We start from the raw sequence: 25953 nt of genomic DNA, 5'->3' as shown, positions 1-25953 counted from the left end.
TGTTGATATGAATCCGAAATCAGAGATTAAACGTTCCCCAAAGGATTTGCAAATATTGAAACGTACTATCAAGAATACGGTGGAAACCAAGCGGAACATGGAGAAAATAGCGGGTTACGCGACACCGTTGCCAGAGTCGGTCGGGATTAAACTGACGAACCAATGCAACTTGCGCTGCAAGCATTGCTATCAATGGAACGACACCGGCTATCATCACTTTATGACACCGGAGCAGCAGCGGGAACAGCTCGACTACGGGCTGCTGGAGAAGCTGATCCTCGAGACGGAACCAGCCAAGTCGAGACTCTATATCTGGGGCGGCGAGCCGCTCGTATACAGCCATTTCGACCGTTTGGCCGATTTGCTTGAAGCCCATCCTCGCGAGACGACGATCTGCACGAACGCGATGCTGATCGAGCGAAAGCTGGACGCCTTGCTGAGAATCTCCGACAACCTGGAGCTGCTCATTGCACTTGATGGATTCGAAGAAGAGAATGATGCGCTTCGCGGCAAAGGGGTATTCAACAAGGCGATAGATGCTATTCGGATGCTAGTCGAGCTGCGCAAGGAAAACCGATTCAAGGGCAAAATTACGATCCATACCGTCGTTAACGATGCTATGACCGACAAGCTGTACGATCTGTTGGACTTTCTGGAGGGCGTCGGTGTAGATATGGTCATGGTCTGTTTCCCGTGGTACATCTCGGACGAGTGCACGCAGGGAATGGACGATTACTTTGACCAGAAGTTCGACTTCCTTGCGGCGAGCGAGCACAAGGGCGAACGAAGCTGGCACGCCTTTAACTACAAGCTCGATCCGGAGCGTATCCCTGCTTTGATGAGCGAGTTGGACCGGGTGAATAATCGGGTCTGGAAAATGCGTTTACGCTACCAGCCGAATCTGGATTATGACCAGATCGAAGATTTCGTGCTCGGCAAAGAGGTGAAGAGTAAAGGCACGATGAACAAGAAGTGCCTGGCTCTCTCGAACCGGATGGATATTACGCCCGATGGAACGATTGTTGCGTGCAAATTTTTCAAAGAGTTCGAGATCGGCAAATTAAATGAAGCGTCCGTACAGGAATTATGGCACGGCATGACCTACAGAAGGATAAGGGAAATGATGGATGAACGACTGACACCGGCATGTTCCAAGTGCAGTGTCTTGCATTTGCACGGTGTTTAACTATTCTACATGAGCATAAATGAGGTGAACCAGTGAGTATTATCCAAGTGGAACGCTTATCCAAAAGCTTCAATTACTACGAAAAAGAATTGGGGTTCAAAAAATCGCTAAAAAATTTAGTGAAGCGGAAATCACTGATCAAAGAAGCGGTTAGCGAGATATCACTTGTAATCGAGCAAGGCGAGATGGTCGGGTTCTTAGGCCCGAACGGTTCCGGCAAAACAACTACGCTTAAGATGCTGTCCGGCATCTTGTATCCGACAAGCGGGCAAGCGACGGTATTAGGCTATGTCCCTTGGGAGCGAAAAAAAGAATTCAAGATGCAGTTCTCGATCGTGATGGGGCAGAAATCGCAGTTGTGGTGGGATTTACCGGCGAACGAATCGTTGTACCTGAACAAATGCATTTATGAGGTCGAGGATAAGCCCTACAACCTTGTCCTGGATGAGCTTACGGAGATGCTTGATGTTAAAGATCTGCTCAATATTCAGGTACGTAGGCTTTCGCTGGGGGAACGGATGAAGATGGAGCTAATTGCGTCGCTCATCCACCGGCCTAAGGTAATTTTTCTGGATGAGCCTACAATCGGACTCGATCTGATTTCGCAGAAGCGCATTCGGGAGTTCCTGAAGTGTTATAACCAGCAGACGAAAGCAACGGTTATTCTGACAAGCCACTACATGGCGGATATTGAGGATTTATGCAAACGAACAATCATCATCAATCAAGGGAAGATCGTATACGACGGCGATCTTCGGCGTGTGAACGAGCTGTTTCATGCAAAAAAGATCATCAAACTGCAATTTACGGACGAAGTGCCGAGGCAAGCGCTAAGCGAGTATGGCGCTATCATGCAACATGACGGTATGAATGCCGTCATGGAGATCGATAAGCATGACCTCCAGCGGCTTTCCAAGATGATGCTGGACCGGTTCCCGATCCTTGATTTCACAGTTGAAGATATACCTGTCGAGCGAGGCATCGAAAGCTTGTATCAGAAAGATGGGGTCAGACATGAAAGCCTTACAGAAGTATAAAAGGACGTACATCCTTGCGCTTCAGAATGCGATGGAGTATCGGACCGATTTCTTTATGAGTATCATCAGCGGCGGCTTCATCATTCTCGTCCAATGCTTCCTCTGGACGGCTGTGTTTCGCAGTTCGCCGCAAGAGATTATTAATGGCTATACTTATTCACAGATCATCATTTATTCCGTGTTGTCCGGCGTCGTCTCCAAGCTGGTTTCTGCCGGCTTCGAAGGGGAAATCGCGAATGATATCAAGACGGGTGGACTGAGCAAATTTATCGCTCAGCCCATTCATTATTTCAGCTATCGGATATGCAATTTTTTCGGTGGGAAAACGGTTCAGATCGGGGTCGTCCTTGTCTTATTCGTCATACTGATGATCGTTTTTACTCAGATTTGGGGGTTTCAGCTTAGAGGGGTGCAGATCGTTATGTTCCTGGTCAGCATTCTGTTCGGACTGCTCATCAACTTCCTGCTTTTTTATTCGATTAGTGCTCTCGCGTTCATCATTACCGAGGTTTGGGGCGTTTATATCGCGTTCAATCAAGGCGTCTATCTGCTAAGTGGTGCCATCTTTCCGCTTAATATTTTCGGAGATACGTTTGCCAGAATCTCCAGCTATTTACCGTTTCAATATGTCGTATTCTTCCCGGTTAACATCATCAATGGGAGCATGGCGATTCATGAAATCGTGCGCGGACTCCTCTTACAAGCGGTCTGGGTAATTGTGCTTATGATGATTTCGAAGTTGTCGTGGGATTCCGGGATGAGGAAATATGTAGCCGTTGGAGGTTAGATCTGTGAGTATCAGCTTGACGGAGTTTCGGAAGCATGTACGTATGTTCTTTATTTTCGCAAAGAACAGCTTGGTCGGTTACATGGAATACAAAGCGAATTTCTACTCCGGTTTGATCATGGAGACCGTATTTCTGTTTTCCAAGCTGATCTATATCTTGTTCGTTTTCCAGCTCGGGATCGAAATCAATGGCATTTCTCCTGACCAGATGTTGATCTTCACGGGGACCTATACGATTATGATCGCAATCTATACAGGACTGTTTATGGATAACTTTTATAGATTCGCCGGCCATATCCGCAACGGGACGCTGGACTTGTATATGACGAAGCCGCTTTCGCTGCAGTTCATGATTTCATTCCGGCACGTTAACTTCGCGTTTCCGATCCCGAACCTGATCGCCGGGATCACGATGATCGTACTGGCTTGGCAGCGTCTTGACATCGAGCCAAGCTTGATCCACGTGGCCGGATATATCGGCGTGATCTTGAGTAGCACAATCGTGACCTATTCGGTACTTCTACTTCCGCAAATCCTTGCCTTCTGGACGGTGAAATCCGGTTCGATCTTCGAAATACTCGACAAATGTTGGGATTTAAACAATATGCCGATGTACATATACCCCAAATGGCTGCGGAGAATTGGGCTGTATGTTGTGCCGATCTTGTTCATCACCAACATGCCGTCGGTTTATTTGATTGATCGATTGGACTTGTTCCTTGGGATATGGATTTTTGTAGCTCCCGTTATATCGCTTCTAGTGGTCAGGCTGTTCTGGAAGCTGGCCGTCAAACGCTATGAAAGCGCCAGCAGTTAGAGAAATGCCCTACAAACAAATTGTTGAGAAGGTGAATTGAATGAGCAAGACGGAGCATGAGCGTCATCCATTGCAGACAGACGCCATTACAAAGAAACGGCTGCACAACGGGATTGAAATCTATCAAAACAACGAAGGAGAGACCGAGTTTCTCTACAACGAGATTTTCCACAAGGAGATGTATTTCAAGCACGGTATTACGCTTCCGGATCATGGCACGGTCCTGGACGTCGGGGCTAATATCGGCATGTTTAGCCTATATGTCAGCAGCAAGAGCGACTGCAGGGTGTATGCCTTTGAGCCACTGCCTCCGACGTTTAAACTCTTGAAGATGAATACGAGCTCGCTGCCTCGCGTAACGACGGTTAACGTCGGGCTTTCCAATGAGATCAAGGAAGCGGAGTTTGCCTATTTTCCTACGATGTCCACGGACTCTGTCCAGATCAAATACAGGGAGAACCACGATCAAGATCTCCGATACGGGTTAATCAACCATTACGAAGATAATTTCGCTGACCGGCGAATGCTAAACCGCTTTGTCGATCATCTTATGTCGCCGAAGCTTCTGAACGAACAACTCTATCGTTGCAAGCTAACTACGATCTCCGAAATGATCCGTTTTTATGATCTGAACCAAATTGATCTTCTCAAAATCGACGTGGAAAAAAGTGAGTTCGAGGTGCTGGAAGGAATCGAACCGGAAGATTGGGGCAAAATCAGGCAAATTGTAATGGAGGTACACGGACTGGACGGAGAGCAGATCAGCAGGCTCGAGAACATCTTTCAAACCAACGGTTTCTATGCCGTGATCGATTACTACGAAGATTTGAATATCCCAAATTACTATAATGTGTACGCGTTGAATCAAATGCATACGTCGGCTGGGTGATAGTCATGCTACAACATCTACCTGCAAGGTTGGTATGCTCCAGCTGCAAGGGCGTGCTGGTCCAGTCGGAGGCATTGCTACAATGCTGTAGCTGCGATGCGGTATATACGAACGATGACCGTTATGTATCGATGCTCGATCGGCGTGAGCAGTTTGTTCACCCTTCCGAATGGAACCGGAAAGAGGCTGAAATTCGAGATTATAGCGAGATTTCGCACTCCCTTGCGCTGTCCGGTATAGGCCGATTCGCCACCTTCTTAAATTATGGTTACGTCCCGCACGGGAATGAGCAATATGCGGTGATCGAGCCCGACGATGCATGGAATAGAAACTCGGTCAAGCTGCTGCTTGAGACAGTGGGCAGGACGGTGATTCGGGAGCGGCAGGTGATCGACATCGGATGCGGCAGGGGAGGGAACATAGCAGCTCTGTCTAAATATTTCAAGCCGCTGTCTATTGTCGGTCTCGACATCTGCCCGGCGAATATTGCCTATTGCAATGCCAAATCCCGAGGGGGTGAATCTTTGTATCTCGTCGGCGATGCGGAGAATATACCGTTTGCAGACGAGAGCTTCGATGTGGTGTTAAATATAGAATCCGCACATGCCTATCCGAACCGATCACGATTCTATGAAGAAGTGTACCGGATAATGAGAGTTGGCGGCGTATTTCTGTATACGGAGCTGATGCTGGGAGATCAGGTAGCGCAGAACATCAGGCTGTTAGAGGAAGCAGGCCTGTCTGTAATCCGCAATCAGGATGTGACTTCGAATGTTCTTCTATCATGTGATGAGAGTGTGAAGCAGCGTACTGGCACACAAGGGATTGCGAGCAACGCCAAAGCGAGCACGAATATTGGAGATATCAATGAATTCATCGCATTGCCCGGCTCGAAGAAATATGAAGAGATGAAGGCTGGAACGCGGCAATACCGTATGATGAACCTTGTTAAGAGGTAATATAGCCGTAATATCAACAATAATTTTAGTATAGGAGAAATATTTTATGGAAGAAATTATTTCCCTGGACACCTTTCAGCCCTTCGACGGCATGACAAAAATGTATCCTCATCATAATTTTCCTTATTTTAATTGCGGCTACAATTTGTTGTTAACGCTTGCCAGATATTTTAAAAAAGATGAGTTGCCGATTTTGAATAATGTTATTAGTATTTATAGATTTGATAAACAAAAAATACAAACAAGAGGATATTTCAAGTTAGAGGTGTTGGATCTTGAGGAGGGAGATCAGATCCTTGAGGAAATGGGGATCTCTATTCGTAAAAAATCCCCTAAACTAGATACGTTACAAGATGAGATCATAAACTCTATTTCAAGTGGTCATCCCATTTCCATATTTATTGATTTATTTTATCAACGCGGGAGAGACTTTTACTATAACAAAAAACATGGACTGCACCCTGTTTTTGTCTATGGCTTCAATCTTAAGAACGAGGAAATATATACGGTTGATGATATTACAGAATACAGACAATATTCTCTGCCATTTTCAGAATTTAAATGGTCATGTATGACTTCGGAACACGTAAAGATGCCAGACTACTTTTGGGAATATGCGCTAGTGCCCCCCGGTAATCATGAAATCTTGAACAATAAGAATTTAGCACACACAACCATCAATACATTCGTAGAAAATATGTGCAGGTATCAAAATGAAATAACGGAAAGTTTGAATAATATACTGTTGTTGGCAGAAAATTACGAGCTCATTATAAAAAATGAAACGATTATAGAAACACTGAGCAGTACTATTTATAGAAAATGTTCTGAGAAATACAGGTTAAATACTCTCTATAAGTACAACATTGATCATATCAATGCAAAACATACGCTTGACCCGTTATTGGACCAAATTATTCATGACTGGAAGACAGTAAGGATCTATTCGAATAAAGCCATCATGTCCCAAAAGTTCACTGGGGAAATCATAGACAAGTGCATTGGTTTATTTACAAAAATATATACGAATGAAGTACATTTTCATAATCAATTATTTTTAATGTTAAAGGCTTTCAGGTAAAATCACATCTAATATTGCTAGAAATGAGCCGCATCAACAGGCATATTGTGCATGTGTCTTTTCATCGTATGAAAACCGCCGCCGCTGTCTGCATCAACACTTTAAACACAAACGGCTGAGATGCCGTTTTTTTTGTTTTGATTTTGTTACAGCACACTAGTCATGCGGAGTGTTACTCACTGTTGGTCAGGAAAGACTAATAGTTGAGATGTATTGGCGGAAATAATAAGAGGGGCGAGGGCCCTTTTTGTTTGGTTTGGTTAGTTAAATTTTTCAAGCAGAAATTTAGTTTTGAGTACTGGTTAGATTAAGATGTAAATAATATTTTATATGCTATAATTTGGAGTTATTAACTGCCACAATAAGAGGTGAGAAAACAACATCTTTACTAAATGGGGAGTGAATAAAAAACATATATATGAATATGAATCAATTACGTTTGTAGAAAAGATTATAATTAGAAGTGGTTGGAAATTTAGAGATCAGGAAAAAGATAATGATATAGATGGATTATTAAAGTTCAATTAAAAGCAACATACCAACTAAAGAACAGCGATAATTCGGTTGTCTTTGATTGCTCTGTCAAGTTTCTTAACTTTTGTGATGTATGTGATTTACCAGTTATTTTGATTTTATAACGCGATTCGCAATCAACAATAATCTCAAATGTTATTATATATGTTATAATTTTTTTGGTATTATTATCCTAATTGTAGCTGTAAGGAAGGGATTTGTTAAATGAGAATAGCAACAGGGTTATTACTTGCATTATATCTTGTTTTTATGTGGTTTATGGCACTAACAGCGAACGTAGTTTCTTATGATGGTGAAGTCCTTAATGTTATTGCTAAGATAATATTGGTCTTTCAAACTTTAGCTTTCCCCTTTACATTTACAATGCCTAGAACAGCGATGGTGTTCCTAATCTTTTCATCCTTGATTGCTTTCATTTCAGGGTTGGGTATTGATTCTGGTCATATTCTCTTTGCCGTGGTAGGAATTATCTTTACACTTATGAGTTATGGGGGGCATAGAGAAGTAGTTAAGAAAAAAGCCAACGGTTAATGCCGTTACGAACTAACTACATAGACAGCATTATAAGTATCAAAGGGCATTCACCTTTAGCAAAGGGGAATGTCTTTTTTATTATAGTAGTAAAAGAATAAAACCCTCTGGCACCTTTTCCTTTACATGGAGCGACCAATGAGAGTAAGGGAGATGATAATAATCAATGTTGAACGAACTTTCAATGGGAACGAGTCATTTATTAATCTGCTTATGCTTTTGATTGATGCTGAGATTGACCGAATTATAGAACAACAAGACAACTTACAGTATGGAATGTAACGCCAATACATCTTATAGTGAATGGGTGGCGGAAGTCATGGGACGGTTAGAGGTAAAGACCTTACAAGCAAGAAAGAAGGCAGAGAAGCAAATACATTCGTTACAAAGGTGCATTGAAAAGCTGAAGGAACAAAAGACAGGGTTAATCAGACTGTTGGCAAGCGGTACGATTAATGAGATCGAATATAAGGAAGCAACATAGAGTGGCAATGCTGAACTGTTCAGCCTACAAGACAAGTTAAAAGGCTTCCAGTCTCTACAAGGAAATAATAGTACAGGGGAAAGTGTCGTTCGACTGAAGAAAGAACTCAAGCGGTTTATGAAGTTGGAAGAACTGACTCCTGAGATGGTACATAGGTTTATTGATAAGATTGAATTACAGGCAGACGGCTCTGTAAACATTCATTATAAGTTTACTGCCACCGCCCTCCTTACGGCTTGAATTACAGTGACCGACTGCTCAAAAAAATAAATGAAATATAACAACCTTTGTCTTGAAAGCCTAGCCTAATCTGGGCTTTTTATTGTGTTCTGTAAGAGCTCCTCTAAGAATGTGTCGAGTATACCAACTAATTATCGAATGGTCAGAGTCGTATGAAAAATGTTTTAATGACAACGTAACTCGTGGAATTTTATTTGAGCAAGGGGGAACACGCTACTTTTTGACATAATTCGATAATATAATTACAAATTTTTACCTGATAATGGTATTATATACTCAAATCCAATTAGTTGAAGGGGGGGGGCTATATAGAAAATCGAAATTCACCAATTCGCTCCGACTGTTGCGAAAAATTAATATGGTAGGGTAATTGCATTGTACATTTTGACGATAAGCTAAACTAGAGGGTGGCGTACATTTAATGAAGGCTAAAATTCTATTCTTTGTATTATTTGTTTCTTTAGGAGTAAGTGTTGCGCTGTATGTATTAACTAAATATGATTTGGTTGAAAAGGGAAGTGCAAGTAGTAACTCAGATTCACTAGAATTATCAGCAAGTGAACATGTCATAGAAGAAGAGAATACATATGGATCAAATGCAGCAAACGGAATGGTTGACAAGAAACTCGAAACAAAATCAGATGATACCGGATATATCTATTATTTAACAGATGATAAAATCATTGAGGCGATCAATTACGGAAAAAAAACTAATAAGGAGTTTCGTGAGAGTTTTGAATTACCCTTATTATCCTCGACCAGCAAGGATAGTACGTTTGAATACATGGATGTTTTTATCAACACACCGTACAGATTGGTGACAGCACATTCATATAATCAATATATACAGTACGATAAGACGGCATCTATTGATGAAGTTATGAGCTTGATCAACGATGATTCTATTTCATTTACTGCTTATGTGCTGAGAGGAACGGCTAGTATGCTAGCTACCGAATTGATACAGGACGGAACAGTAATTGAAGCATATAAGATTGATAATAATGTGAAAGGAGATATGAAGACTATCTATTTTTCCGTAGATGCTATTGATTTCCGGGAACCCGCTATTCTGAAAATATTCGAAAAAAGCAATCCTTCAAAATACTCTGAATATCAGATTTCTTTTGAGAATTATATTAAATAGAGTTTTATTGGAATAGTATAAACCACTAGTCACTGAGGACGGGAAATGTTGTAATGCATGGCTTTAATTGAACTTTATTACCTTCAATTTTTTGAATCAGTCTTTGAAGTACCTGCTTCAAGACTTGTTCATCGTGGATGTCGTCAAGTTCGGTAAAATAAGATATTTGTTTTCTAAAGGCACGGAGTTTTTCTTCCGTGTCTTTTTTTGTTTCAAGTAGGCTTTCAATCGCTACCTATGCGTATTACTGATTGTAGAATGTTCCCAAGTTTGGATGTATTATAAATTCTCTTTGAATGTTCATCGTCACCAACTCATTTCTATCTATGGCCGTTCTATGGATTTAAAAAGTACGCTCGAAAGATAAAGGGTTTTGGAAGGTTTTGTCGAATAGTTCTACATGCCTACAAACATTCATTGAGGAGGGAATCAAACGAAGTGCAACGTGATAATAGAACTACATACAATCAGCCTAATAGATCATCCGTACAAACTAACAGGGCTGTTAGCGGTCAATCTAGGACGACTAGTCCCCAAGCAAGCAGTACAAAGAGCGTAAATGCAGTTATTTGTCGTAAGTGCAAGTCACAACAAGTGGTAGCCAATAAAAGAGGTTACAGCTTCGCAAACTTGTTCACAACTCTTAGTATTATGATTCTTTTTGGCATACTGACTATTGTATCGAACTACCTTATCAATTTGTATAGAGTGAGCTATGCTTTAGAAAGCTTTATGATATTATTCATGGGATTAGGAGCAATCTCCTTGTTTCTAGCGCTACCAGTAAGTATATTAGTCGGGTTCGTTGGGAGAAGTGAAATTGTTAACGGCTGTATGAACTGTGGTTTCAAATGGAGACCAGCTAAGAGGAAGTGAAATTGATGGGGCAAGTGTAGATCTACCCGGCCAATGTTGAGCTATAAGGGAGTTACAATATTCTTAGGAAATGCAGACTATTCTGTATAATGAATTTTTGAGCGGTTCAGAAGGATAAAGGTGTTCAAATGTTAGTTAGTGGCCGGCTCACTGTATCAGTAGGTATTTTTATACATAATATGTTAGTTTTTAGGCGTTTATGAACCCCTAGTTTCTGGTATTGGTGATATGTCTCACATTAGTTTTATCGAGACATCAGCAAAATTGTTCAGCAGTGAACTGATATTACCGGTGAGAAAATAAGGACAGTTGCTGTCAGTTGCCCCTGATTGAGCAAATGCTAATCCTGTAACTTGTTTTAAGTGTCCACACGCACATGTGGGGAGTGTAGCCATGTTAGTGAGAAAAGATTAAACTAAATGTTACGGTTTCAGAACCCTTTCAACACGACGGAAGGGTTCTATTTTATATGGGTAATTACGGTGATAGGCGATTCATATTAAAAATTGAGCAGTATTTACTTTCCAAACTTCAGGAAGATGTGATTTTAGTGTAGAGAACACACAAAAGAATATTGAATGTATTAAGCTTTAATTGTCCCTGTTGTGGCTATCCCACACTGGAGGAAAGACAGGGTTGGGAAATTTGTTGTTTATGTAATTGGGAAGATGATCCGCATGCAGATGAAGTTTGGGGCGGACCCAATCAAGACTATTCACTTACTGAGGCTCGTGAGAACTTCAAAAAACACTACACCATGTATAGAGATAGACGAACAATCTCAAAACAAACGGATAAAGAAGTACAAACAAAGAAAAGATTAGTTAATGCATTTGAAAAACTTAGAACCGCAAATAATGAATCTGCCCAACAAATATGGCTGGAAATCGACTCCTTCGAAAAGGAACTAGATGATATTGTTCACGAAAGAGTAGAACATTACAGCAACAACATAGAGAAGAATCAAGAGATTATAAACCTAATCAATTCCGATAACCCTGATACAATCGTAAAAGGCTTGCTATCCCTTGCATTAAATGCGGATGATGGAGAGTTTGTACAAGAACTGATGGTTCGATACACTCAGCATAAAAATGAAAATATAAGAGGAATAGCAATTCTTTGCTTTGGTCATATAGCAAGAATACATGGAGCAGTTAATAAGGAATTGATTCTTCCACTTATCCATGATGCATTAAAAGATGAAAGTTCATTTGTTAGAGGGCATGCTGATTCAGCATTGAATGATATAAATATGTTTTGTGGGTAGTAACTTGAATAGTAGAGAGGGGTGACGAATCCCTATTTTTTTGTTGGGTCTGCTATCGTGCTATGTCGATGCTTGGAAAAACATTTTTGTTAGATCATTTCTAATTTGCAATATTGCCGAACGACGGTTCTAAGGGTGTACTACAAGCGCAATACGTATAAGCTGACTTTGGATTACAACGATCAAATCACGCCTGATAAAGTAGAGGGCGATGTGGCTCATGCATCTGACGCATCTGAACTTCCATCCAATCCCGGAAATATCATCTACGGTTGGATCGTTCCTTATGATTTCGAGCAATTGGCTATAAACGAAACCTTACACGTATCATATACGCAAAGTGGACTGAACTATAAATGAATTTCAACAGAAACATGACAAGTTAGATCACAAGCCGATTGCCCTGAAATTCAGTGCAGTCGGCTTTTCGTATCATGTAATGACTAATCATTGAGATTCATTAGGTGAAAAACTAAAAGAGAGACTTTCGCCTCTCTTAAGTTCATTAATCACAGGAGTTTAAGAATCTCCATTGATCTGTATACTGGCTAATATACGTGCACACCCGCACCAAGCACGGACTTGTTTTGCACGGAATTACCGGATAGATATACCTTTTGCAGATTAGGCAGCTGGCTTAGGGTCTCGATATTGGAAATGGCATTGTTCTCGAGATGAAGTTCCTCTATGGCCGGCCAGTTACTCATGAATTCTAAAGAATCCAAATTGCTATCCTGCATGGTGAAGGAACGTAGAGCGGACATGTTGGCAAAGTAAGGCATCATTTGATCAATTTCAGTAACAGAGGTATTGTTCATGCTAAAATATGACTGGTTTAAGGTCAAATGTTCAAGTACGCTGTTCTTCGCGGCCGCCTTTTGTTCAAAGTTCAGCCTGCACTCGGAGCAAACCAAAGATTTCACCTGCTTCAAACGAAATAAGGCATCGCTTTCCTTGAACAGTGACGAGTCGTAAATTTTCAGAGTCTCTAGGCGGGACAAGCCGTCCAGGGCGGCAAGACGGGTTATTTCATCGATCTCCCAGAGCGAGAGTTGCTCCAGTTTCGGGAATTTCCCCAGCGCAGCCAAGTTCAATTCCCCACTTCCGCCACGGAGCGTCAGACTGGTTGTAACCGGGGCCTTTAGCCCGGGGAGAAAGGAGCTTGGAATTTCCACTCGCTCTACTTTAGGCAGTGTCAGCGCTTCTGCATTCTCGTAGTAGCCGGACAACGTTAATTCCCGCAAAGAGGGCAGACTGTTTATGGCCTTTACCGAGCCAAGCTCACTTAGAGAAGCCAGGCGTAGTGTGGTAATAGAGTTTTTGCCGGTCAAGCGCTCCAGACTGGAGAAGTTTACATTTTCAATATCTAACGTTTGTAGAGCAGGCATATTTTGCACAAAGTCGATGGACTTTACATTCGTTAAATAGGACAACTGAAGCTCCTGAAGCTGGGTCAAGGCATACAGCGGCTGCAGGTCTGTGGTTTCACTGTACTGTATAGACAAGGATGATAACCCGGTCATGGACGACAACCATCCGAGTTCATCGACAAAGGTGAGCGACAGGGACTTGATTGGCAATTGGTTTAACAAGTGAAAATCTGTTACAGATTCATCCACATAGGTAATGGATAAAGAGTTCAGATTGGGGAATTCCAGTAGTAGGGCCAACTCCTGATTGCTGCGAAGCTGAGTGGAAAGCTCCGTAATTTTAGACTTGTCGCCAAAGTAGCCCGAAAATGTACTAAAGGATTCGTTAAAAGCGCCAGCATAACTTTTTAATCCGGGCATATGGGCCAGAGTGGTTTGGTCCGTCTGGGATATTTCATAGGTATTCGTCAGGTCCAATGCCGTCAGTCCCTTAAAAGCTTCAAAATCTCGCTGATCAATCCGCTGGCTATTCAGTTTCTTGTCCTGAGTAATATAAGTGATCTTCTCGGCCTGTTCATCGCTGAAGGGATCGGAGAGGCTATATGTAAACTTCCACTGATCATTCTCCGAATGCTCTACAGTTAAATAGCGAATACGAGCCAATTCCTCCTCTGTTGGCAAAGCGGACCCTTTATCAAAGATATCTCGCAAAAATGAGAGCAGAACCTCGCTTTCAGGCATCTTTCGTACAGGCAGATTGGCTTCTGTTTTTGGATAGGTGGAGCTGTTGCTATAATAAAAATATGTACCGATCGCGCCAGTTAGGACTAACATCAGTATCAGCATTACCTTTACGGAGGCAGTCTGCTTCGGTGGTACTTTAGGGGGCGTTCCATGGTAATGATTAATAGTCTGGTCTACGTAATAGACATGATTTTGCTTCAATAAAAGTTCTGTTTCACAATAGGGACACTTTAAAACCTCATCCTTCTTGTATTCAATTCTTCCGTTGCAATTGGGGCAGTTTAGCGGGATAAACGCCACGAATGTCCCCTCCTTCATTATGATGGTCATAAGATCATGCTGAACGGTCATCTGATTTCATTATACCTTGTGAATTTACGTTTGATGAGAGAAAGAAGTTTCACATAACGAAGGAGCAGGGAATCCTGCTCCTTTTTGATCTTTTTTAAGTATGGTCTGGTGGTAGGTCTTATTAAATAAATCATCAAGCAATAGATGTAATCGGATGTTTAACGTGCAGAGGGTAGAGATGTTCACCATGGGTTCTTACAAATAAACCTTCATTGGTGATCGAACTTTTTAGAACGATATCATCTGTTGCATCTGGAGTGAAATGAAAGGTTACTTTCTCCGTATCTTCATCTGCAATCTTATCCAAAATATCTTTCATATTCATTTCGTTTAAGCTAACAACGTCGAAGAGCTCAATATGATTGTCTTCTTTCTGATAAATAACAATGACGTTTTCGTTTTCCAAGTAATAAATATCATCACTAAAGACATTCAGGCAATAAAACATGAGTATTCCTTGAGCATGATGGGTTGCGAAATGGCGAGAAACAGGCAATCTTTCCGATGCCAATTTTTGAATAAGACGTAAATCCTCCGCGTTAGTTACATTTAGTTTTCGGATGTTCGCAGGCTCGGGTGATTTTTTTGCCGTATAATTCATTGAAAAAAGATGTTCTTCCACAGGCTTAAACCCAAACTTGGGGTAAAAATCAAGCACAGATTCATTGGCAAAAAGGTACATGTAATCGTACTTGTTCTCGTATTCCTCTAAAACTTTGTTCATTAAACGTGTAGAGAGTCCTTTCCCCCGATAATCAGGATGTGTCATCACCGTGCCGATTTGAATCGCTTTTTTCTTCTCACCGTGAATGATGAGCTCAAGGATGTTAACAGAAACGTTGGCAATAACCTGGTCTCCATCGACATATGAATAAGGAATGTAACGCTCGCCCCAGTATCCTTGTTGATACCAATCTTCAAAATTGATCTCAAACGTGTTGACAGCAAGCTCGAAAAAACTCTTGCGCAGCACTTCATTGTTTTTATAATTCTTCATAAATATTAATTCTTGCATGGTATTACCCCCTTAATCCTCAAAAATGACTGTTTGTAAAGTGGTACGATCCCGTATTTAACTATGTAAAGTATGATTACAGGTGAAATTCTGCTTATAAGTTGTTGTTGGTTAAGCAGGAGTTTTAACAAGAGAAAGTGGAGTTTGATATGGAAAGAGACGCGAGCAAATTCGCGTCTTCTTTTTTTGCATGCTTTATAGGATATGCTTAAATACAATTGCGTCAATGAACTGATTTTCACTATTAAAAATCTTGGTCTATTAATCTACGTTAAAATGCACGATTGCACTATATAACATCTTGTTGCGAAAAGGGTCAAACGTGACTTGATGTTGAACTTGCTTCACGCGCAGCATTAATGCTTTGTTCATTCCGATTCGCTCTTCGATCGCTCGTTCGAGTTCACGGAAGTCATAAGCCTGCAAGCATTCGACTTTGTCTTTGATCATATCCAGTGAAATTTCCATATATCATTCAGGCCTCCTTAAAATCTCGATTTGCAGGTTAAAAGCCTGTCGAGCTTCATTTTAGAGGAGCTTTTCCAGTTCGGCAAGTGCAATCGGGCTGAAAATCTAATAAAGACGTGATAAAATCGGGAAAGGGCAATTTTGAGATCATCGAACTTCCATTAATCTGAAGATCTAATGGAAGTAATAACAGATACTGCTGTTTGAAGGAAGTTCATTTGCATGGTATAAGTGAAGAAGAAGCTAGGACACCATAATGTGAATCGTAACGAAACTGCGAATGATCATGTAAATGATAGCAAGCAGATGCATGAGTTACGAGTTTTACTATTTTAACTATTAATGAGGACATAGACTGTCCTGGAAGGTATAGAGGAGCTTTTGAGATGACAAAGGAAAACTTTTGGCGTGAACTGCCACGACCATTTTTTATACTGGCACCCATGGAAGATGTGACGGATGTTGTGTTTCGGCATGTCGTAGGTGAGGCGGGCAGACCGGATGTGTTTTTTACCGAATTTGCGAACACAGAGAGTTATTGTCACCCTGAGGGGCACCATAGTGTGCGCGGGCGTTTGACGTTTACAGCGGATGAACAGCCGATTGTGGCTCATATTTGGGGAGATAAACCGGAATTCTTTCGTGAGATGAGTATCGGTATGGCGAAAGAAGGCTTTAAAGGCATCGATATCAATATGGGTTGTCCGGTAGCGAATGTAGCCGAGAATGGAAAAGGAAGCGGCTTGATCTGCCGACCAGGCCTTGCGGCGGAGATTATTCAGGCGGCGAAAGCCGGGGGGCTGCCGGTCAGTGTAAAAACGCGTCTTGGATTTACTGAGGTAGACGAATGGCGTGACTGGTTAACCCATATTTTGCAACAGGACATCGTGAATCTGTCCATTCACTTGCGGACAAGAGAAGAAATGAGCAAAGTAGACGCTCACTGGGAACTGATTCCGGAGATTAAGAAGCTTCGCGATGAGATAGCGCCTAATACACTGCTGACGATTAATGGGGATATTCCTGACCGTGAAACAGGCCTCAAGCTCGTGGAGCAATATGGTGTGGATGGTATTATGATTGGACGTGGTATTTTCCAGAATCCGTTTGCTTTTGAGAAGGAGCCAAAGGAACACAGCAGCACGGAATTGCTTGATCTGCTAAGGCTACATTTGGATCTCCATGATCAATATTCCGAGCTTGAACCGCGTTCGTTCAGCCCGCTGGCTCGTTTTTTCAAAATCTATGTTCGTGGCTTCCGCGGTGCTAGTGAGCTGAGAAACAGCTTGATGAACGCCAAGACCACTTCTAAAGTACGCGAATTGCTCAATGAGTTTGAAAGAAATGAACAGGCGGAGTAGAGTAAGGCGTTAATCATGGATACGGAGTATAATTTAGATAGATTTAATAGAAAAAAGAAGCGGTAACTTTTCCGCTTCTTTTTTGCTTTGCTGTTTAACGCGTATACGCAGGTTTCTCCATAGCGACCGGCTGAGGATTGGCAAGCACCCATAATACCGCCAACTCGGATAATCTGGCAGGCGCATCAAAATCGTATCCATTGTGAAGTCTGCTGACCAAGTCTGTTGCCTCTTGGAGCAGTGCGGGGGCGAGTGGCGCTGCAGTGCCAAGGTAATGAATCAGTGCATCCAGCATCTTGCGATACTCCGCATCCCAGTTTCCACCGCCATTATCCAATACTTCATGGGATACACGTCCTGTGATGCGGATGACCTCTCCCTGCACCGTTTGAGCGTGGCCTTGGGCTGGAATGAGATATTCCCACAGCTCTTGGTGCTGTTTGGTCCAGGTGGTTGCCTTTACCTGAATGGGAGTAGTCCCATCGTGCATGATCCGATTCGCTACCGGCTCGACATCAAATAACTGGTACAGTTTGATCAGCGCGTCTGAAACTTCATCGACCTTGTCCTTATTGAACTTCTCACGGACGAATTCAAAATCCTTACCGATCCGCTTCACCGATTCTTTCATATCGGGGGTGACCGATGCTCCGGCATCCAGCAGAATTGCGGCAATCTCTGCCAGACTGACTATATCGCTATTCCTGCAATTGGCTAACCCCTTAGCTAATGGCGTATTTCCCTGTTTATTTTCTACGTTAATCGTAGCGCCCTGGTTTACCAACTCTTGAACCACTTTGGTTCGATACCCATTGACCGCTGCATGTAACGGTGTTTCATTTTGGTAATCCACAGCGTCCAGATCCGCACCTAATTCAAGGAACAGGGGTACATTTCCTGACCAGTGTGAGGCATGGGCATGTAAAGGCGTGCGTTGATAGTTGTCGCGTGCATTAATGTCTGCTCCTTGCGCTACCAGCCAGCGGACCAATTCATCCGAAATATGCCGAAAGCTGAGGGCTGTACCTTTGCTGTAACCCCCACGGGCATCCCATTCGCATTGCTCGAAAACCTCTTTTACGGTAGCGATATCATTATCTTTAACGAGTTTTTCCATATGAGCAGGTAAGGTTGCTTTCTTCGTAGCCATTACACTCTTCCTCTCCTTTGTGAATAACAACGTATGTTCCAATGGTAGGCTATGACGATTTAATAGTAAGTAGATAATTTTCTGCAATTTTATCACATAGGGAATTTTAAAACCAATAACTGGTTTCTTCCATCATCCATTTGGTTTGCTATGTTATAATTTAGATGAATGTTGATACTGGAGACGGATTGATAAATATTTGAAATGATCGCCGTAATTCATGCGGTAGGCTTTTGATAATAGGAGGATCTATGTCCTGGAGTAAATTGAAGCAACAACTGGAGAGTTTTCTTAGTCCTGCGTTAGTTGGAAGGGTGGAGTACCGTGCCACCAGCTATAGCTATTCACCTGATAAATCAGGCAATTGTTATATTACTGTAGATAAAAAGAATGTACTCAACATGAGTGATACTACAACCCCAATTCGATGGTATCAGTCAGAGCAGGAGGTCAAGAGCGACCCGGAAATCATGATTCCTGTGAGCGATGAAGAGATTGAAGCTATCCGAAAAGATTCCAAAGGACCCATTCCCGAGGATCGTCTTCAAGTCATGGCAAGAAGTAGAAAAATCTCCGTACATGCCAAAGAGCTGTTGTTGGCTCAGACCGCACTTAGTAAATCGAATTTTACCGTTGCAGCTACGACGTATTTATCCACTTCTATAGAGGATAATCTGGAGAGCAAGGATATCTTGTTTAATATTCTGGCTTTAATGGACAGACGAGTTGGCAAAAAGAGAATTCTAAATATGTCGGAGCAGGTCAAATTAAAGCATCCAGCGGTACAATATTTTTATGAACTGCGTCGTCGTACGGTGTGAAATTGAATAACGTTCACGGATAGAGGTACACTGTGTCGGTGACGGTTTCACTGAAATCTGTCTAATAAGTGGATATAGCTTTTAACTATAACCAGTTATGGTTTTTTAGTATCCCTTCTAACTGCTCTCAGCGTGATATGATCATTGTATACAACGAGGGGGTTTTTACATGACTGATAAGTTCCAGATCGTAGGAAGTTTATTGCGGCCGGATGAGCTGCTGAAATATAAAACGCAAATTGAACATAATGATGATATCCAATATCCGTTCTATGAAAACTACGAAGGATATGAGAAGTGTGAGACGGAGGCAATCAAACAAGTTGTCGCTAAGGAAATCGAACATAACTTGACCGTGGTTACCGATGGCGAATTCTCCAAATCGATGTGGCATCTGGACTTTGTATGGGGATTTGGCGGAGTGAAGCGTTACATCGCGGATCACGGCTATTTTTTCAGAGATGTGGACGGAACTTCGAAATATGAAACACGCAAAGATATTGGACTGCGCATCACTGATAAATTGAGTGGAAAGAACCATCATTTCATTCAACTGTTCCAACAACTGCAAGACACGGCTGGCGAGCAACAAACGAAACTTTGCGTACCGTCTCCTTCCCATATTTTCGGTGAGCTTTCCTGGTCAGATAACATTGGTGGTACGGATGCTGTATATCAAAACATACAGGAGCTCAAAGAGGGTCTTGTGATCGCGTATAAGGAATTCGTGGAGGAATTCGCTGCAGTGGGCGGTAAAATTCTGCAATTCGATGATTGCTTGTGGGAACTGTTTGCAGACGACAACCCGAACTCTCCTTTTACAGGGGAAAATATTAATCAAGATGAAGTAAAGGGACTTGCTACCGAATTCATTGATATTAATAATACCGTGATTGACTTTGGTCATAGCCTTGGCTTGAAAATGTGGACACATAACTGCCGCGGCAATTATGATTCCCGCAACATGGGTGGTGGGTCGTATGCCAAAATTGCGAATCTGTTCCTGAAGCAATTGAAGTATGACCGTTTCTTCCTGGAGTGGGATGATGATCGTGCGGGTTCAATTGAAGCTCTGGAAGTGTTCAAGGACAGACCTGAAACGGAAATTGTACTGGGTCTGTTGTCATCCAAAACGAGTACACTCGATGATGAAGCACGTGTTGTCCGTTTGCTGGACGAAGCTTCCAAAATCATCGATAAGGATCGGCTGCTGTTGTCTCACCAATGCGGCTTTGCATCTTGTGATGGAGGTAACGAATTAAGCGAGGCTCAGCAATGGGCGAAGATTGATCAAGGGCAGAAGATTGCAAAGCAATATTGGGGCAGCACCGTCTAGAATTCAAGCTGAATGTATTGTGACCTTATAAATACATTGCTCGATCAATAGTGTTATGCACGATAATGAAACGGCGACTTTTCCTCTGGAATCTATCCAGGGAGAAGCCGCCGTATTTGTTGTGGAACGTACGTATACGTATAGGTACGTTCTCATTTCTATAACTTTTTTAAACTAATGATGGGGCTGTCATTCTTTATTTCTGCGATTCACGCTGTTCCAGCCATTCCTTTTTCAACAAAGCATATTGATACGTATTCTCGTATTTCGGTGTGCCGTCCTCATTTTTGACAAATGAAATGAACTCCAAAAAAAGACCTTCCCGACGCATGCCCAGCTTCTCACACAGTTTCTGAGAACGGAAGTTATCATCCTCGACATAAGCGTACAATCTTCTTATTCCCTGTTCCATAAAGAGATTTTCGATGAAAGCATTGGCGCTCTCACTGGCGTACCCTTTCCCTTCAAATCTGCCATTAAAATTCCAACCTATACTATACGTATCTGAATTCGAATCTTTATCCGTATCGGAATCCCGATCTTCCCTCATACCAAACAGCTCACCGATCAACTCGTTACTGTCTTTCAGACAGACTGCGATGTGGGAATCGTCACTGCTTCTTTTTGCGACCTCTGCCGTAGCGTCTTCCAACGTTGAAATTCGTTGATCCATAAAACAATTCACTCTGGGATTTGCTGTGTATTCCAACAGTCCGGCTGCGTCCGTTACGGTGAAATTTCTCAGGATTAATCGATTGGTTTTAAGTATTTGCATAAGATGATATACCTCCGGTTTTCATATCAATAGATTGGCTTTGTTCATGTTGTATCTCTTTTTATTTTACGAGACTCCCTATTCGTACTATAACTGGGTATAGCCTTGGGTTTGGCTTTGGCTTTGGTACTGTCTGACCGGGAGAACAATCCCACCAATTTCTCCCTATAGATATAACCGAGTACAAACCCGATTACAGCGATAACAGAAATAATAATGGCGATTGTGTATTGTTGCATATGAATTGTGGACCCTACGACGGTAGATGCGATGATCCACGGCAGACGACCGACGATAAGGATCGTGAAGAATCTAAACGAACTAATCGATGTAAGTGCGGCGACAAATACAAGCATGTCTTTGGGCAAGCCGGGAATTACGAAAAAGATGAATAAAAAAGCGGAGAACTTCTTCTCATCATGAATTAACGACATCCACTTATTATTTTTCTTTTGCATTAGCCGTGAAATATAAGCGCGACCGATAAAACGAGTAAAATAAAAAGCAATCGCTGAGCCTATAATCAAGCCTATTGTAGTATACAAGGACCCAAGTGTAACCCCATAGATATAACCGCCTGCAATCTGTACCACTTCTCCTGGAATAGGTGCAACCACGATCTGAAGAATCTGGAATAAAATAAACATCACCGGACCCCAATGGCCTGTTGAATGAATATACGCTCTGAAATTGTCCATGGAAGACATGATTTTAATAATGGCAGGAGAATAATACACCAGTAGACCAATGGACAACATGATGAACAGACCCAACAATATGTTAATCATTACTTTTTTCGAAGTTTGTGGCATTCCTGACGACCCCTTTGTGTAATAACTTCTACATATTTACAGTATAAGACGAAATTATTAAGAGATACCTACATAACTTCTGAAGAATTCTTAAGTCGATTGTATTTGCTGGTAGTCGCTAATAGCGCATATTATACTGAAATTAGACGGAGGGATCAGATGAGCAAGAAAATTCTAATTGCTGATGATAACAGTGAAATTCGTGAAATTGTAAGGATTTTGTTAGAGAGTGAGAATTATGAAGTGATTGAAGCGATAGATGGTCAAGATGCGATTGATAAAGTGAACGAAGAGACGGATCTCATTATTTTAGATATGATGATGCCCAATAAATCAGGGCTGAAGGCGTGTCTGGAGATTCGTGAAAAAACAAGCGCACCGATCCTGTTTCTCACGGCGAAAACGCAGGATTCTGACAAACAATTGGCCTTTTCCTCAGGCAGTGATGACTTTTTGTCCAAACCCTTTTCCTATACAGAACTCGTTTCGAGGGTGAAGGCTTTACTGCGGAGGTATTATGTATATCGTGGCAAGGAGAAGACCGAAGAAAAGGACCAAATTATCGTTAAGGATCTTACCGTCCATCAGGATTCAAAAGCCGTGTTTGTTGGGGAGAAGGAGATTGCTCTAACTGAAATTGAATACCAGATCTTGCTGCTGTTGGCTAAGAAGCGACGAAAGGTATTCTCGGCAGAAAATATATATGAGAGTGTTTGGGGGCAACCCTATTTTTATACGTGTAATAACACGGTGATGGTTCATATTCGTAATTTGAGAGGCAAACTGGAGGATGACCCGCAGAACCCTAAATATGTGAAGACCGTTTGGGGGAAGGGGTACAAAATTGAATAGATTATTAATCGGAAAAAAGCTGAAGATTAAACTGGTTCTGGCGGTTGTCATTTCTTTGGTCATTTCCATAAGTGCACTCGTTATTTTACAAGTTGTTGGCGAGACTGTATTGGATAGTTATTTAAGCAAATCCACTTTTGTAGAGAACAGGCAGCAAGATGCGCTTGATCGATTCGAAGCATTTGTGGATAACCAGAACGTGTCAACCCGTGATCATGAGCAATTGTCTGCTTGGATAAGACATGAGCGCTACTTAAATCTGTATATTTTTGCAAAAGACAAATTGATATTTTCCTCCAACACGGAGATTGATCCTGCCATTAATGAAGAGTTGTTAACTCAATTCGTGCCATCGAAAATACCCATCACCACCATCCATTTTGCGGATCATGATGCCCAGATATACTTGGTTAGCTTTTATGAGTATCAATATTACAACCTCATTCTGATTATTGGTGTTTTCATAGCGGCCATTGTGTTCATTGTTTCCTTTCTACTGATGATTAATAAGAAAACATCTTATATTGGCGTGCTTGAACAAGAGATCAAAATACTCGAAGGTGGAAATTTGGATTATTCGATTACGATATCGGGAAAGGATGAACTGTCATCTCTGGCCCAGAGTATTGATGAGATGAGAAAATCATTTGTGGAGCGGCTGGACAGCGAGGAGAGGGTCAGGATGGCCAACCGTGAATTGATCACGGCGATTTCCCATGATTTGCGAACACCACTCACGATTCTATTAGGATATATGGATATCATAGAGCTCAACAAATATAAGACACATGAGGATCTATTGCAGTATATTCATAATAGCCGGGAGAAGGCTTATCAGATCAAAGTTTTGTCAGACAAACTATTCGAATATTTTACGGTATCCTCGGCCGCTGAAGAAGAGGAAGTAGAATTTGAAGTGTATGAGGGCAGAGCGCTTATCGATCAACTCATAGATGAGCAATTAGTGGTTTTGGACGATATAGACGTGCAGGTTCAGACAGATGCACATCATGAGGAGTTTTTGCTGGAAATCAATCTGGTCGCCATGCGTCGCGTAATGGATAATATATTTTCAAATATTCGAAAATACGCCGATCCAGGGTATCCCGTTCATATCCAGATTTCTTTGAGGCAACAATGGGTTATTGTTGAGGTGGAGAATAAGATTAAACGTGTTGGCAAAAAGAAAGATAGCAACGAAATTGGACTCGTTAGTTGTCAGAAAATGATCCAGCAGCATAACGGGACGTTGACGGTGTCGCAGGAAAAGGATATCTTTTCACTACAGATTAAGCTACCTGTCATCATCAATAAACCAACACAGACTCATATATAACGGATCTATTGAAATGATGCGTTAAATAGGCATAGGCGAAAGAACATCGCTCTACCATTCACACTATACAAAAAGAGCCATGCGACAGCATGGCTCTTACATATATCGCGAGAGGGCAAACCTCATGTTTTAAACAACAGGTGCATTCTGTTTCTTGAAATATTGTTCAATTAAAAACGCGAGCATCGGTCCGGGCTCAGCCTTCTGTAATTGAGCCTGATCGCCAAATTCTATTAGATACGGCTGTTCCGTAGTACAAGGAGTCCAATGAGGCATTAGCTTTCCGGTGGAGTCCGAGCCGTTCGGATCACCTGTAGCAATAAAGTTGGATAAATAATTACACATCTGGCGAGCCAGATCATAATGCTTGCCTGTGAAAGGCCGCCAGCATTTGGCGAGTGTTTCGAAGAAAAACCACAGATCAACGGAGTGAAAAGTGCCTGGCTGGTCCCAGCCCGGAATCTCGGCGTCGAAGTTATAATAGTAGAGAGGCGTTTCAGACGGATGACCGCTGTTCGCCCGGATGGCGAGCAGAATGGCATGTTGGATCATGCGGACCGATGCTTGTTGCAGAGCATGTTCGATTTGGCCGGAATCAGCCTCACATAGTTGCAAAAAGGCAGGAGCATCCTCGCCAAATAGCTCCACAGCCATCTGCTTCAGTTCTTCCAGATTGGCTGCGGCGGGACGAGTCCAAAATTCGGAAGACGTATGCCCCAGCATTACGGGGATCGCCTCGCGCTCCTGCTGAACAAAACGAGTAAATGGATCGCCTGCGCAGAATTGTTCGTCGATGACGGTTCCCCAGAAGCTTTTGTATTCGAGTGCTTTGTCACGGAGATATTCAGCATCCAGTTGTCTCGCCTCAGCCAGGGAAGATACGCCCAGGAAGCCGAAAAATTCAACCCCTGCTTGCTCTGCATCCCTTAGTGTGGAGCGGACAGAAGGCACGCGGACCTTCGGGTACAACTCGGTAGCTATACCGCTCATGATGACGGCTCGCTGGAACAAGCCTTTATTTTGAGGAGAGGTCATCTGGCTGAGTACACTTCCTCCGCCTGCCGACTGTCCGCCGATGGTGATCTGTTCTGGATCACCGCCAAAGGCGGCAATGTTGCGTTTGACCCACTGGGTACCTGCTTGTTGATCAAGATGACCAAAGTTGGCGGGTGCATGTGGGGATTCGGCACTAATCTCAGGATGGCACAGGAAGCCAAAGGCATTCAGTCGATAATTAATCGTCACAACGACAATACCTCTACGAGCGATTCGCTCGCCATCAAATTCCATTTCGGCCGTATGGCCGACTTGCAGGCCCCCGCCAAAATACCAGACAAAAACAGGCAACTTCTCGTCCGTACGCTTGGCGGGTGTCCAGACATTCAGATACAGACAATCCTCGTCCATGGGCAGGTCGGGATCAACGGCCCATTCGCGGGTATAGATATTGTTATCATCGATGACTGTTGGGGCTTGCATGGAGATGGGGGCAAAATCAAAAGCTTGCAGTACACCTTCCCAGTTCGACTGCGGTTGCGGAGCGCGCCAGCGGTTCTCACCTACAGGAGGGGCGGCAAAAGGAATTCCCTTGAAGCTGGTAATCCGCGGGTCCGCCGCGGGCAGTCCTTGCACTTGTCCATGTTCTACCGTAACCATTCTAAGCATACAACATTCTCCTCTCTGGATTTAGCATGTAAGCGTTACCGAACATTTGATCAACGTGG

25 protein-coding genes are annotated in these 25953 nt (G+C 42.5%); 18 read left to right on the top strand and 7 right to left on the bottom strand.

Annotated features, from left to right (window positions below; genetic code table 11):
- The first annotated feature begins 7 nt into the window (after positions 1–7).
- The 13 genes from MHI01_RS14700 to MHI01_RS14645 all read left to right on the top strand — a co-directional run bounded on the left by MHI01_RS14700 (position 8) and on the right by MHI01_RS14645 (position 12198).
- Complete coding sequence (locus MHI01_RS14700; RefSeq protein WP_076320024.1) at positions 8–1186, top strand: radical SAM/SPASM domain-containing protein; 1179 nt, start codon at positions 8–10, stop codon at positions 1184–1186.
- 32 nt (positions 1187–1218) lie between these two features.
- Positions 1219–2223 carry an ABC transporter ATP-binding protein gene (locus tag MHI01_RS14695; RefSeq protein ID WP_340983470.1) on the top strand — a complete coding sequence of 335 codons (1005 nt, stop codon included), beginning with the start codon at positions 1219–1221 and terminating at the stop codon, positions 2221–2223.
- Positions 2201–3010 carry an ABC transporter permease gene (locus MHI01_RS14690; protein WP_017690646.1) on the top strand — a complete coding sequence of 270 codons (810 nt, stop codon included), beginning with the start codon at positions 2201–2203 and terminating at the stop codon, positions 3008–3010. The genes MHI01_RS14695 and MHI01_RS14690 overlap by 23 nt, the downstream gene beginning before the upstream one ends.
- A gap of 4 nt (positions 3011–3014) precedes the next feature.
- Complete coding sequence (locus tag MHI01_RS14685) at positions 3015–3827, top strand: ABC transporter permease (protein ID WP_127546849.1); 813 nt, start codon at positions 3015–3017, stop codon at positions 3825–3827.
- A gap of 40 nt (positions 3828–3867) precedes the next feature.
- The gene (locus tag MHI01_RS14680) at positions 3868–4716 is read left to right on the top strand and encodes an FkbM family methyltransferase (RefSeq protein WP_340983469.1); all 849 of its coding nucleotides are present in this window, start codon (positions 3868–3870) and stop codon (positions 4714–4716) included.
- 5 nt (positions 4717–4721) lie between these two features.
- Positions 4722–5675, top strand: a complete 954-nt coding sequence (locus MHI01_RS14675) for a class I SAM-dependent methyltransferase (RefSeq protein WP_340983468.1) — start codon at positions 4722–4724, stop codon at positions 5673–5675.
- Positions 5676–5721: 46 nt separating this feature from the next.
- Positions 5722–6756, top strand: coding sequence for a hypothetical protein (locus tag MHI01_RS14670; protein WP_076320021.1), 1035 nt, complete (start codon positions 5722–5724; stop codon positions 6754–6756).
- 738 nt (positions 6757–7494) lie between these two features.
- The gene (locus MHI01_RS14665) at positions 7495–7821 is read left to right on the top strand and encodes a hypothetical protein (protein WP_076320020.1); all 327 of its coding nucleotides are present in this window, start codon (positions 7495–7497) and stop codon (positions 7819–7821) included.
- Between the two features lie 319 nt (positions 7822–8140).
- On the top strand, positions 8141–8305 hold the full coding sequence (locus MHI01_RS14660) for a hypothetical protein (RefSeq protein ID WP_164783193.1): 165 nt from the start codon (positions 8141–8143) through the stop codon (positions 8303–8305).
- Between the two features lie 15 nt (positions 8306–8320).
- Positions 8321–8545 (top strand): DUF4368 domain-containing protein, encoded by a 225-nt coding sequence (locus MHI01_RS30980; protein ID WP_083669943.1) that lies wholly within the window; start codon positions 8321–8323, stop codon positions 8543–8545.
- Positions 8546–8966: 421 nt separating this feature from the next.
- Complete coding sequence (locus tag MHI01_RS14655) at positions 8967–9692, top strand: hypothetical protein (RefSeq protein WP_076320019.1); 726 nt, start codon at positions 8967–8969, stop codon at positions 9690–9692.
- A 1450-nt stretch (positions 9693–11142) separates the two neighbouring features.
- Entirely contained in the window at positions 11143–11838 is a 696-nt protein-coding gene (locus MHI01_RS14650; RefSeq protein ID WP_076320017.1) for a CPCC family cysteine-rich protein, read from the top strand.
- 135 nt (positions 11839–11973) lie between these two features.
- Positions 11974–12198 carry a hypothetical protein gene (locus MHI01_RS14645; RefSeq protein WP_076320016.1) on the top strand — a complete coding sequence of 75 codons (225 nt, stop codon included), beginning with the start codon at positions 11974–11976 and terminating at the stop codon, positions 12196–12198.
- A gap of 188 nt (positions 12199–12386) precedes the next feature.
- On the opposite strand, the gene MHI01_RS14640 is transcribed toward MHI01_RS14645, so the two are convergent.
- The 3 genes from MHI01_RS14640 to MHI01_RS14630 form a co-directional block, all read right to left on the bottom strand.
- Positions 12387–14054, bottom strand: a complete 1668-nt coding sequence (locus MHI01_RS14640) for a leucine-rich repeat domain-containing protein (RefSeq protein ID WP_340983466.1) — start codon at positions 14052–14054, stop codon at positions 12387–12389.
- A gap of 382 nt (positions 14055–14436) precedes the next feature.
- The gene (locus MHI01_RS14635; RefSeq protein WP_076320014.1) at positions 14437–15318 is read right to left on the bottom strand and encodes a GNAT family N-acetyltransferase; all 882 of its coding nucleotides are present in this window, start codon (positions 15316–15318) and stop codon (positions 14437–14439) included.
- Positions 15319–15579: 261 nt separating this feature from the next.
- Entirely contained in the window at positions 15580–15786 is a 207-nt protein-coding gene (locus tag MHI01_RS14630) for a DUF2536 family protein (protein ID WP_076215046.1), read from the bottom strand.
- A gap of 386 nt (positions 15787–16172) precedes the next feature.
- Between MHI01_RS14630 and MHI01_RS14625 the strand changes: the two genes are divergently transcribed.
- A complete protein-coding gene (locus tag MHI01_RS14625) occupies positions 16173–17147 on the top strand; it encodes a tRNA dihydrouridine synthase (protein ID WP_076320013.1) in 975 nt (324 codons plus the stop codon).
- 94 nt (positions 17148–17241) lie between these two features.
- Here MHI01_RS14625 and MHI01_RS14620 read toward each other — a convergent pair whose 3' ends face one another.
- Positions 17242–18297 carry an ankyrin repeat domain-containing protein gene (locus MHI01_RS14620; protein WP_076320012.1) on the bottom strand — a complete coding sequence of 352 codons (1056 nt, stop codon included), beginning with the start codon at positions 18295–18297 and terminating at the stop codon, positions 17242–17244.
- 251 nt (positions 18298–18548) lie between these two features.
- On the opposite strand from MHI01_RS14620, the gene MHI01_RS14615 reads away from it, so the two are divergent.
- Entirely contained in the window at positions 18549–19118 is a 570-nt protein-coding gene (locus MHI01_RS14615; protein WP_076320011.1) for an SF0329 family protein, read from the top strand.
- Positions 19119–19287: 169 nt separating this feature from the next.
- Positions 19288–20454 (top strand): cobalamin-independent methionine synthase II family protein, encoded by a 1167-nt coding sequence (locus MHI01_RS14610; protein ID WP_076320010.1) that lies wholly within the window; start codon positions 19288–19290, stop codon positions 20452–20454.
- A 196-nt stretch (positions 20455–20650) separates the two neighbouring features.
- On the opposite strand, the gene MHI01_RS14605 is transcribed toward MHI01_RS14610, so the two are convergent.
- The gene (locus tag MHI01_RS14605) at positions 20651–21229 is read right to left on the bottom strand and encodes a GNAT family N-acetyltransferase (protein ID WP_076320009.1); all 579 of its coding nucleotides are present in this window, start codon (positions 21227–21229) and stop codon (positions 20651–20653) included.
- A 44-nt stretch (positions 21230–21273) separates the two neighbouring features.
- Positions 21274–22041: a TVP38/TMEM64 family protein gene (locus tag MHI01_RS14600; protein WP_076320008.1), complete on the bottom strand. Its 768-nt coding sequence runs from the start codon at positions 22039–22041 to the stop codon at positions 21274–21276.
- Between the two features lie 159 nt (positions 22042–22200).
- On the opposite strand from MHI01_RS14600, the gene MHI01_RS14595 reads away from it, so the two are divergent.
- A complete protein-coding gene (locus tag MHI01_RS14595; protein ID WP_036668346.1) occupies positions 22201–22893 on the top strand; it encodes a response regulator transcription factor in 693 nt (230 codons plus the stop codon).
- Positions 22886–24229 (top strand): HAMP domain-containing sensor histidine kinase, encoded by a 1344-nt coding sequence (locus tag MHI01_RS14590; protein WP_076320007.1) that lies wholly within the window; start codon positions 22886–22888, stop codon positions 24227–24229. Before MHI01_RS14595 ends, MHI01_RS14590 begins: the two co-directional genes overlap by 8 nt.
- A gap of 129 nt (positions 24230–24358) precedes the next feature.
- On the opposite strand, the gene MHI01_RS14585 is transcribed toward MHI01_RS14590, so the two are convergent.
- Complete coding sequence (locus MHI01_RS14585) at positions 24359–25894, bottom strand: carboxylesterase/lipase family protein (RefSeq protein WP_076320006.1); 1536 nt, start codon at positions 25892–25894, stop codon at positions 24359–24361.
- Positions 25895–25953: the final 59 nt, after the last annotated feature.

Source organism: Paenibacillus sp. FSL M7-0656 (assembly GCF_038003225.1).
Taxonomy (GTDB): domain Bacteria; phylum Bacillota; class Bacilli; order Paenibacillales; family Paenibacillaceae; genus Paenibacillus; species Paenibacillus amylolyticus.
The sequence above is the reverse complement of the archived record's forward strand: the minus strand, read 5'-3'. Positions and strand labels throughout refer to the sequence as shown.

Coding starts and splice junctions, on each gene's coding strand:
- MHI01_RS14675 (WP_340983468.1), top strand. CDS start 4,722: ATGCTACAACATCTACCTGCAAGGTTGGTATGCTCCAGCTGCAAGGGC.
- MHI01_RS14670 (WP_076320021.1), top strand. CDS start 5,722: ATGGAAGAAATTATTTCCCTGGACACCTTTCAGCCCTTCGACGGCATG.
- MHI01_RS14660 (WP_164783193.1), top strand. CDS start 8,141: ATGGGACGGTTAGAGGTAAAGACCTTACAAGCAAGAAAGAAGGCAGAG.
- MHI01_RS14665 (WP_076320020.1), top strand. CDS start 7,495: ATGAGAATAGCAACAGGGTTATTACTTGCATTATATCTTGTTTTTATG.
- MHI01_RS14615 (WP_076320011.1), top strand. CDS start 18,549: ATGTCCTGGAGTAAATTGAAGCAACAACTGGAGAGTTTTCTTAGTCCT.
- MHI01_RS14595 (WP_036668346.1), top strand. CDS start 22,201: ATGAGCAAGAAAATTCTAATTGCTGATGATAACAGTGAAATTCGTGAA.
- MHI01_RS14605 (WP_076320009.1), bottom strand. CDS start 21,229: ATGCAAATACTTAAAACCAATCGATTAATCCTGAGAAATTTCACCGTA.
- MHI01_RS14620 (WP_076320012.1), bottom strand. CDS start 18,297: ATGGCTACGAAGAAAGCAACCTTACCTGCTCATATGGAAAAACTCGTT.
- MHI01_RS14600 (WP_076320008.1), bottom strand. CDS start 22,041: ATGCCACAAACTTCGAAAAAAGTAATGATTAACATATTGTTGGGTCTG.
- MHI01_RS14585 (WP_076320006.1), bottom strand. CDS start 25,894: ATGCTTAGAATGGTTACGGTAGAACATGGACAAGTGCAAGGACTGCCC.
- MHI01_RS14635 (WP_076320014.1), bottom strand. CDS start 15,318: ATGCAAGAATTAATATTTATGAAGAATTATAAAAACAATGAAGTGCTG.
- MHI01_RS14630 (WP_076215046.1), bottom strand. CDS start 15,786: ATGGAAATTTCACTGGATATGATCAAAGACAAAGTCGAATGCTTGCAG.
- MHI01_RS14640 (WP_340983466.1), bottom strand. CDS start 14,054: ATGCTGATACTGATGTTAGTCCTAACTGGCGCGATCGGTACATATTTT.
- MHI01_RS14625 (WP_076320013.1), top strand. CDS start 16,173: ATGACAAAGGAAAACTTTTGGCGTGAACTGCCACGACCATTTTTTATA.
- MHI01_RS14700 (WP_076320024.1), top strand. CDS start 8: ATGAATCCGAAATCAGAGATTAAACGTTCCCCAAAGGATTTGCAAATA.
- MHI01_RS14655 (WP_076320019.1), top strand. CDS start 8,967: ATGAAGGCTAAAATTCTATTCTTTGTATTATTTGTTTCTTTAGGAGTA.
- MHI01_RS14680 (WP_340983469.1), top strand. CDS start 3,868: ATGAGCAAGACGGAGCATGAGCGTCATCCATTGCAGACAGACGCCATT.
- MHI01_RS14690 (WP_017690646.1), top strand. CDS start 2,201: ATGAAAGCCTTACAGAAGTATAAAAGGACGTACATCCTTGCGCTTCAG.
- MHI01_RS14610 (WP_076320010.1), top strand. CDS start 19,288: ATGACTGATAAGTTCCAGATCGTAGGAAGTTTATTGCGGCCGGATGAG.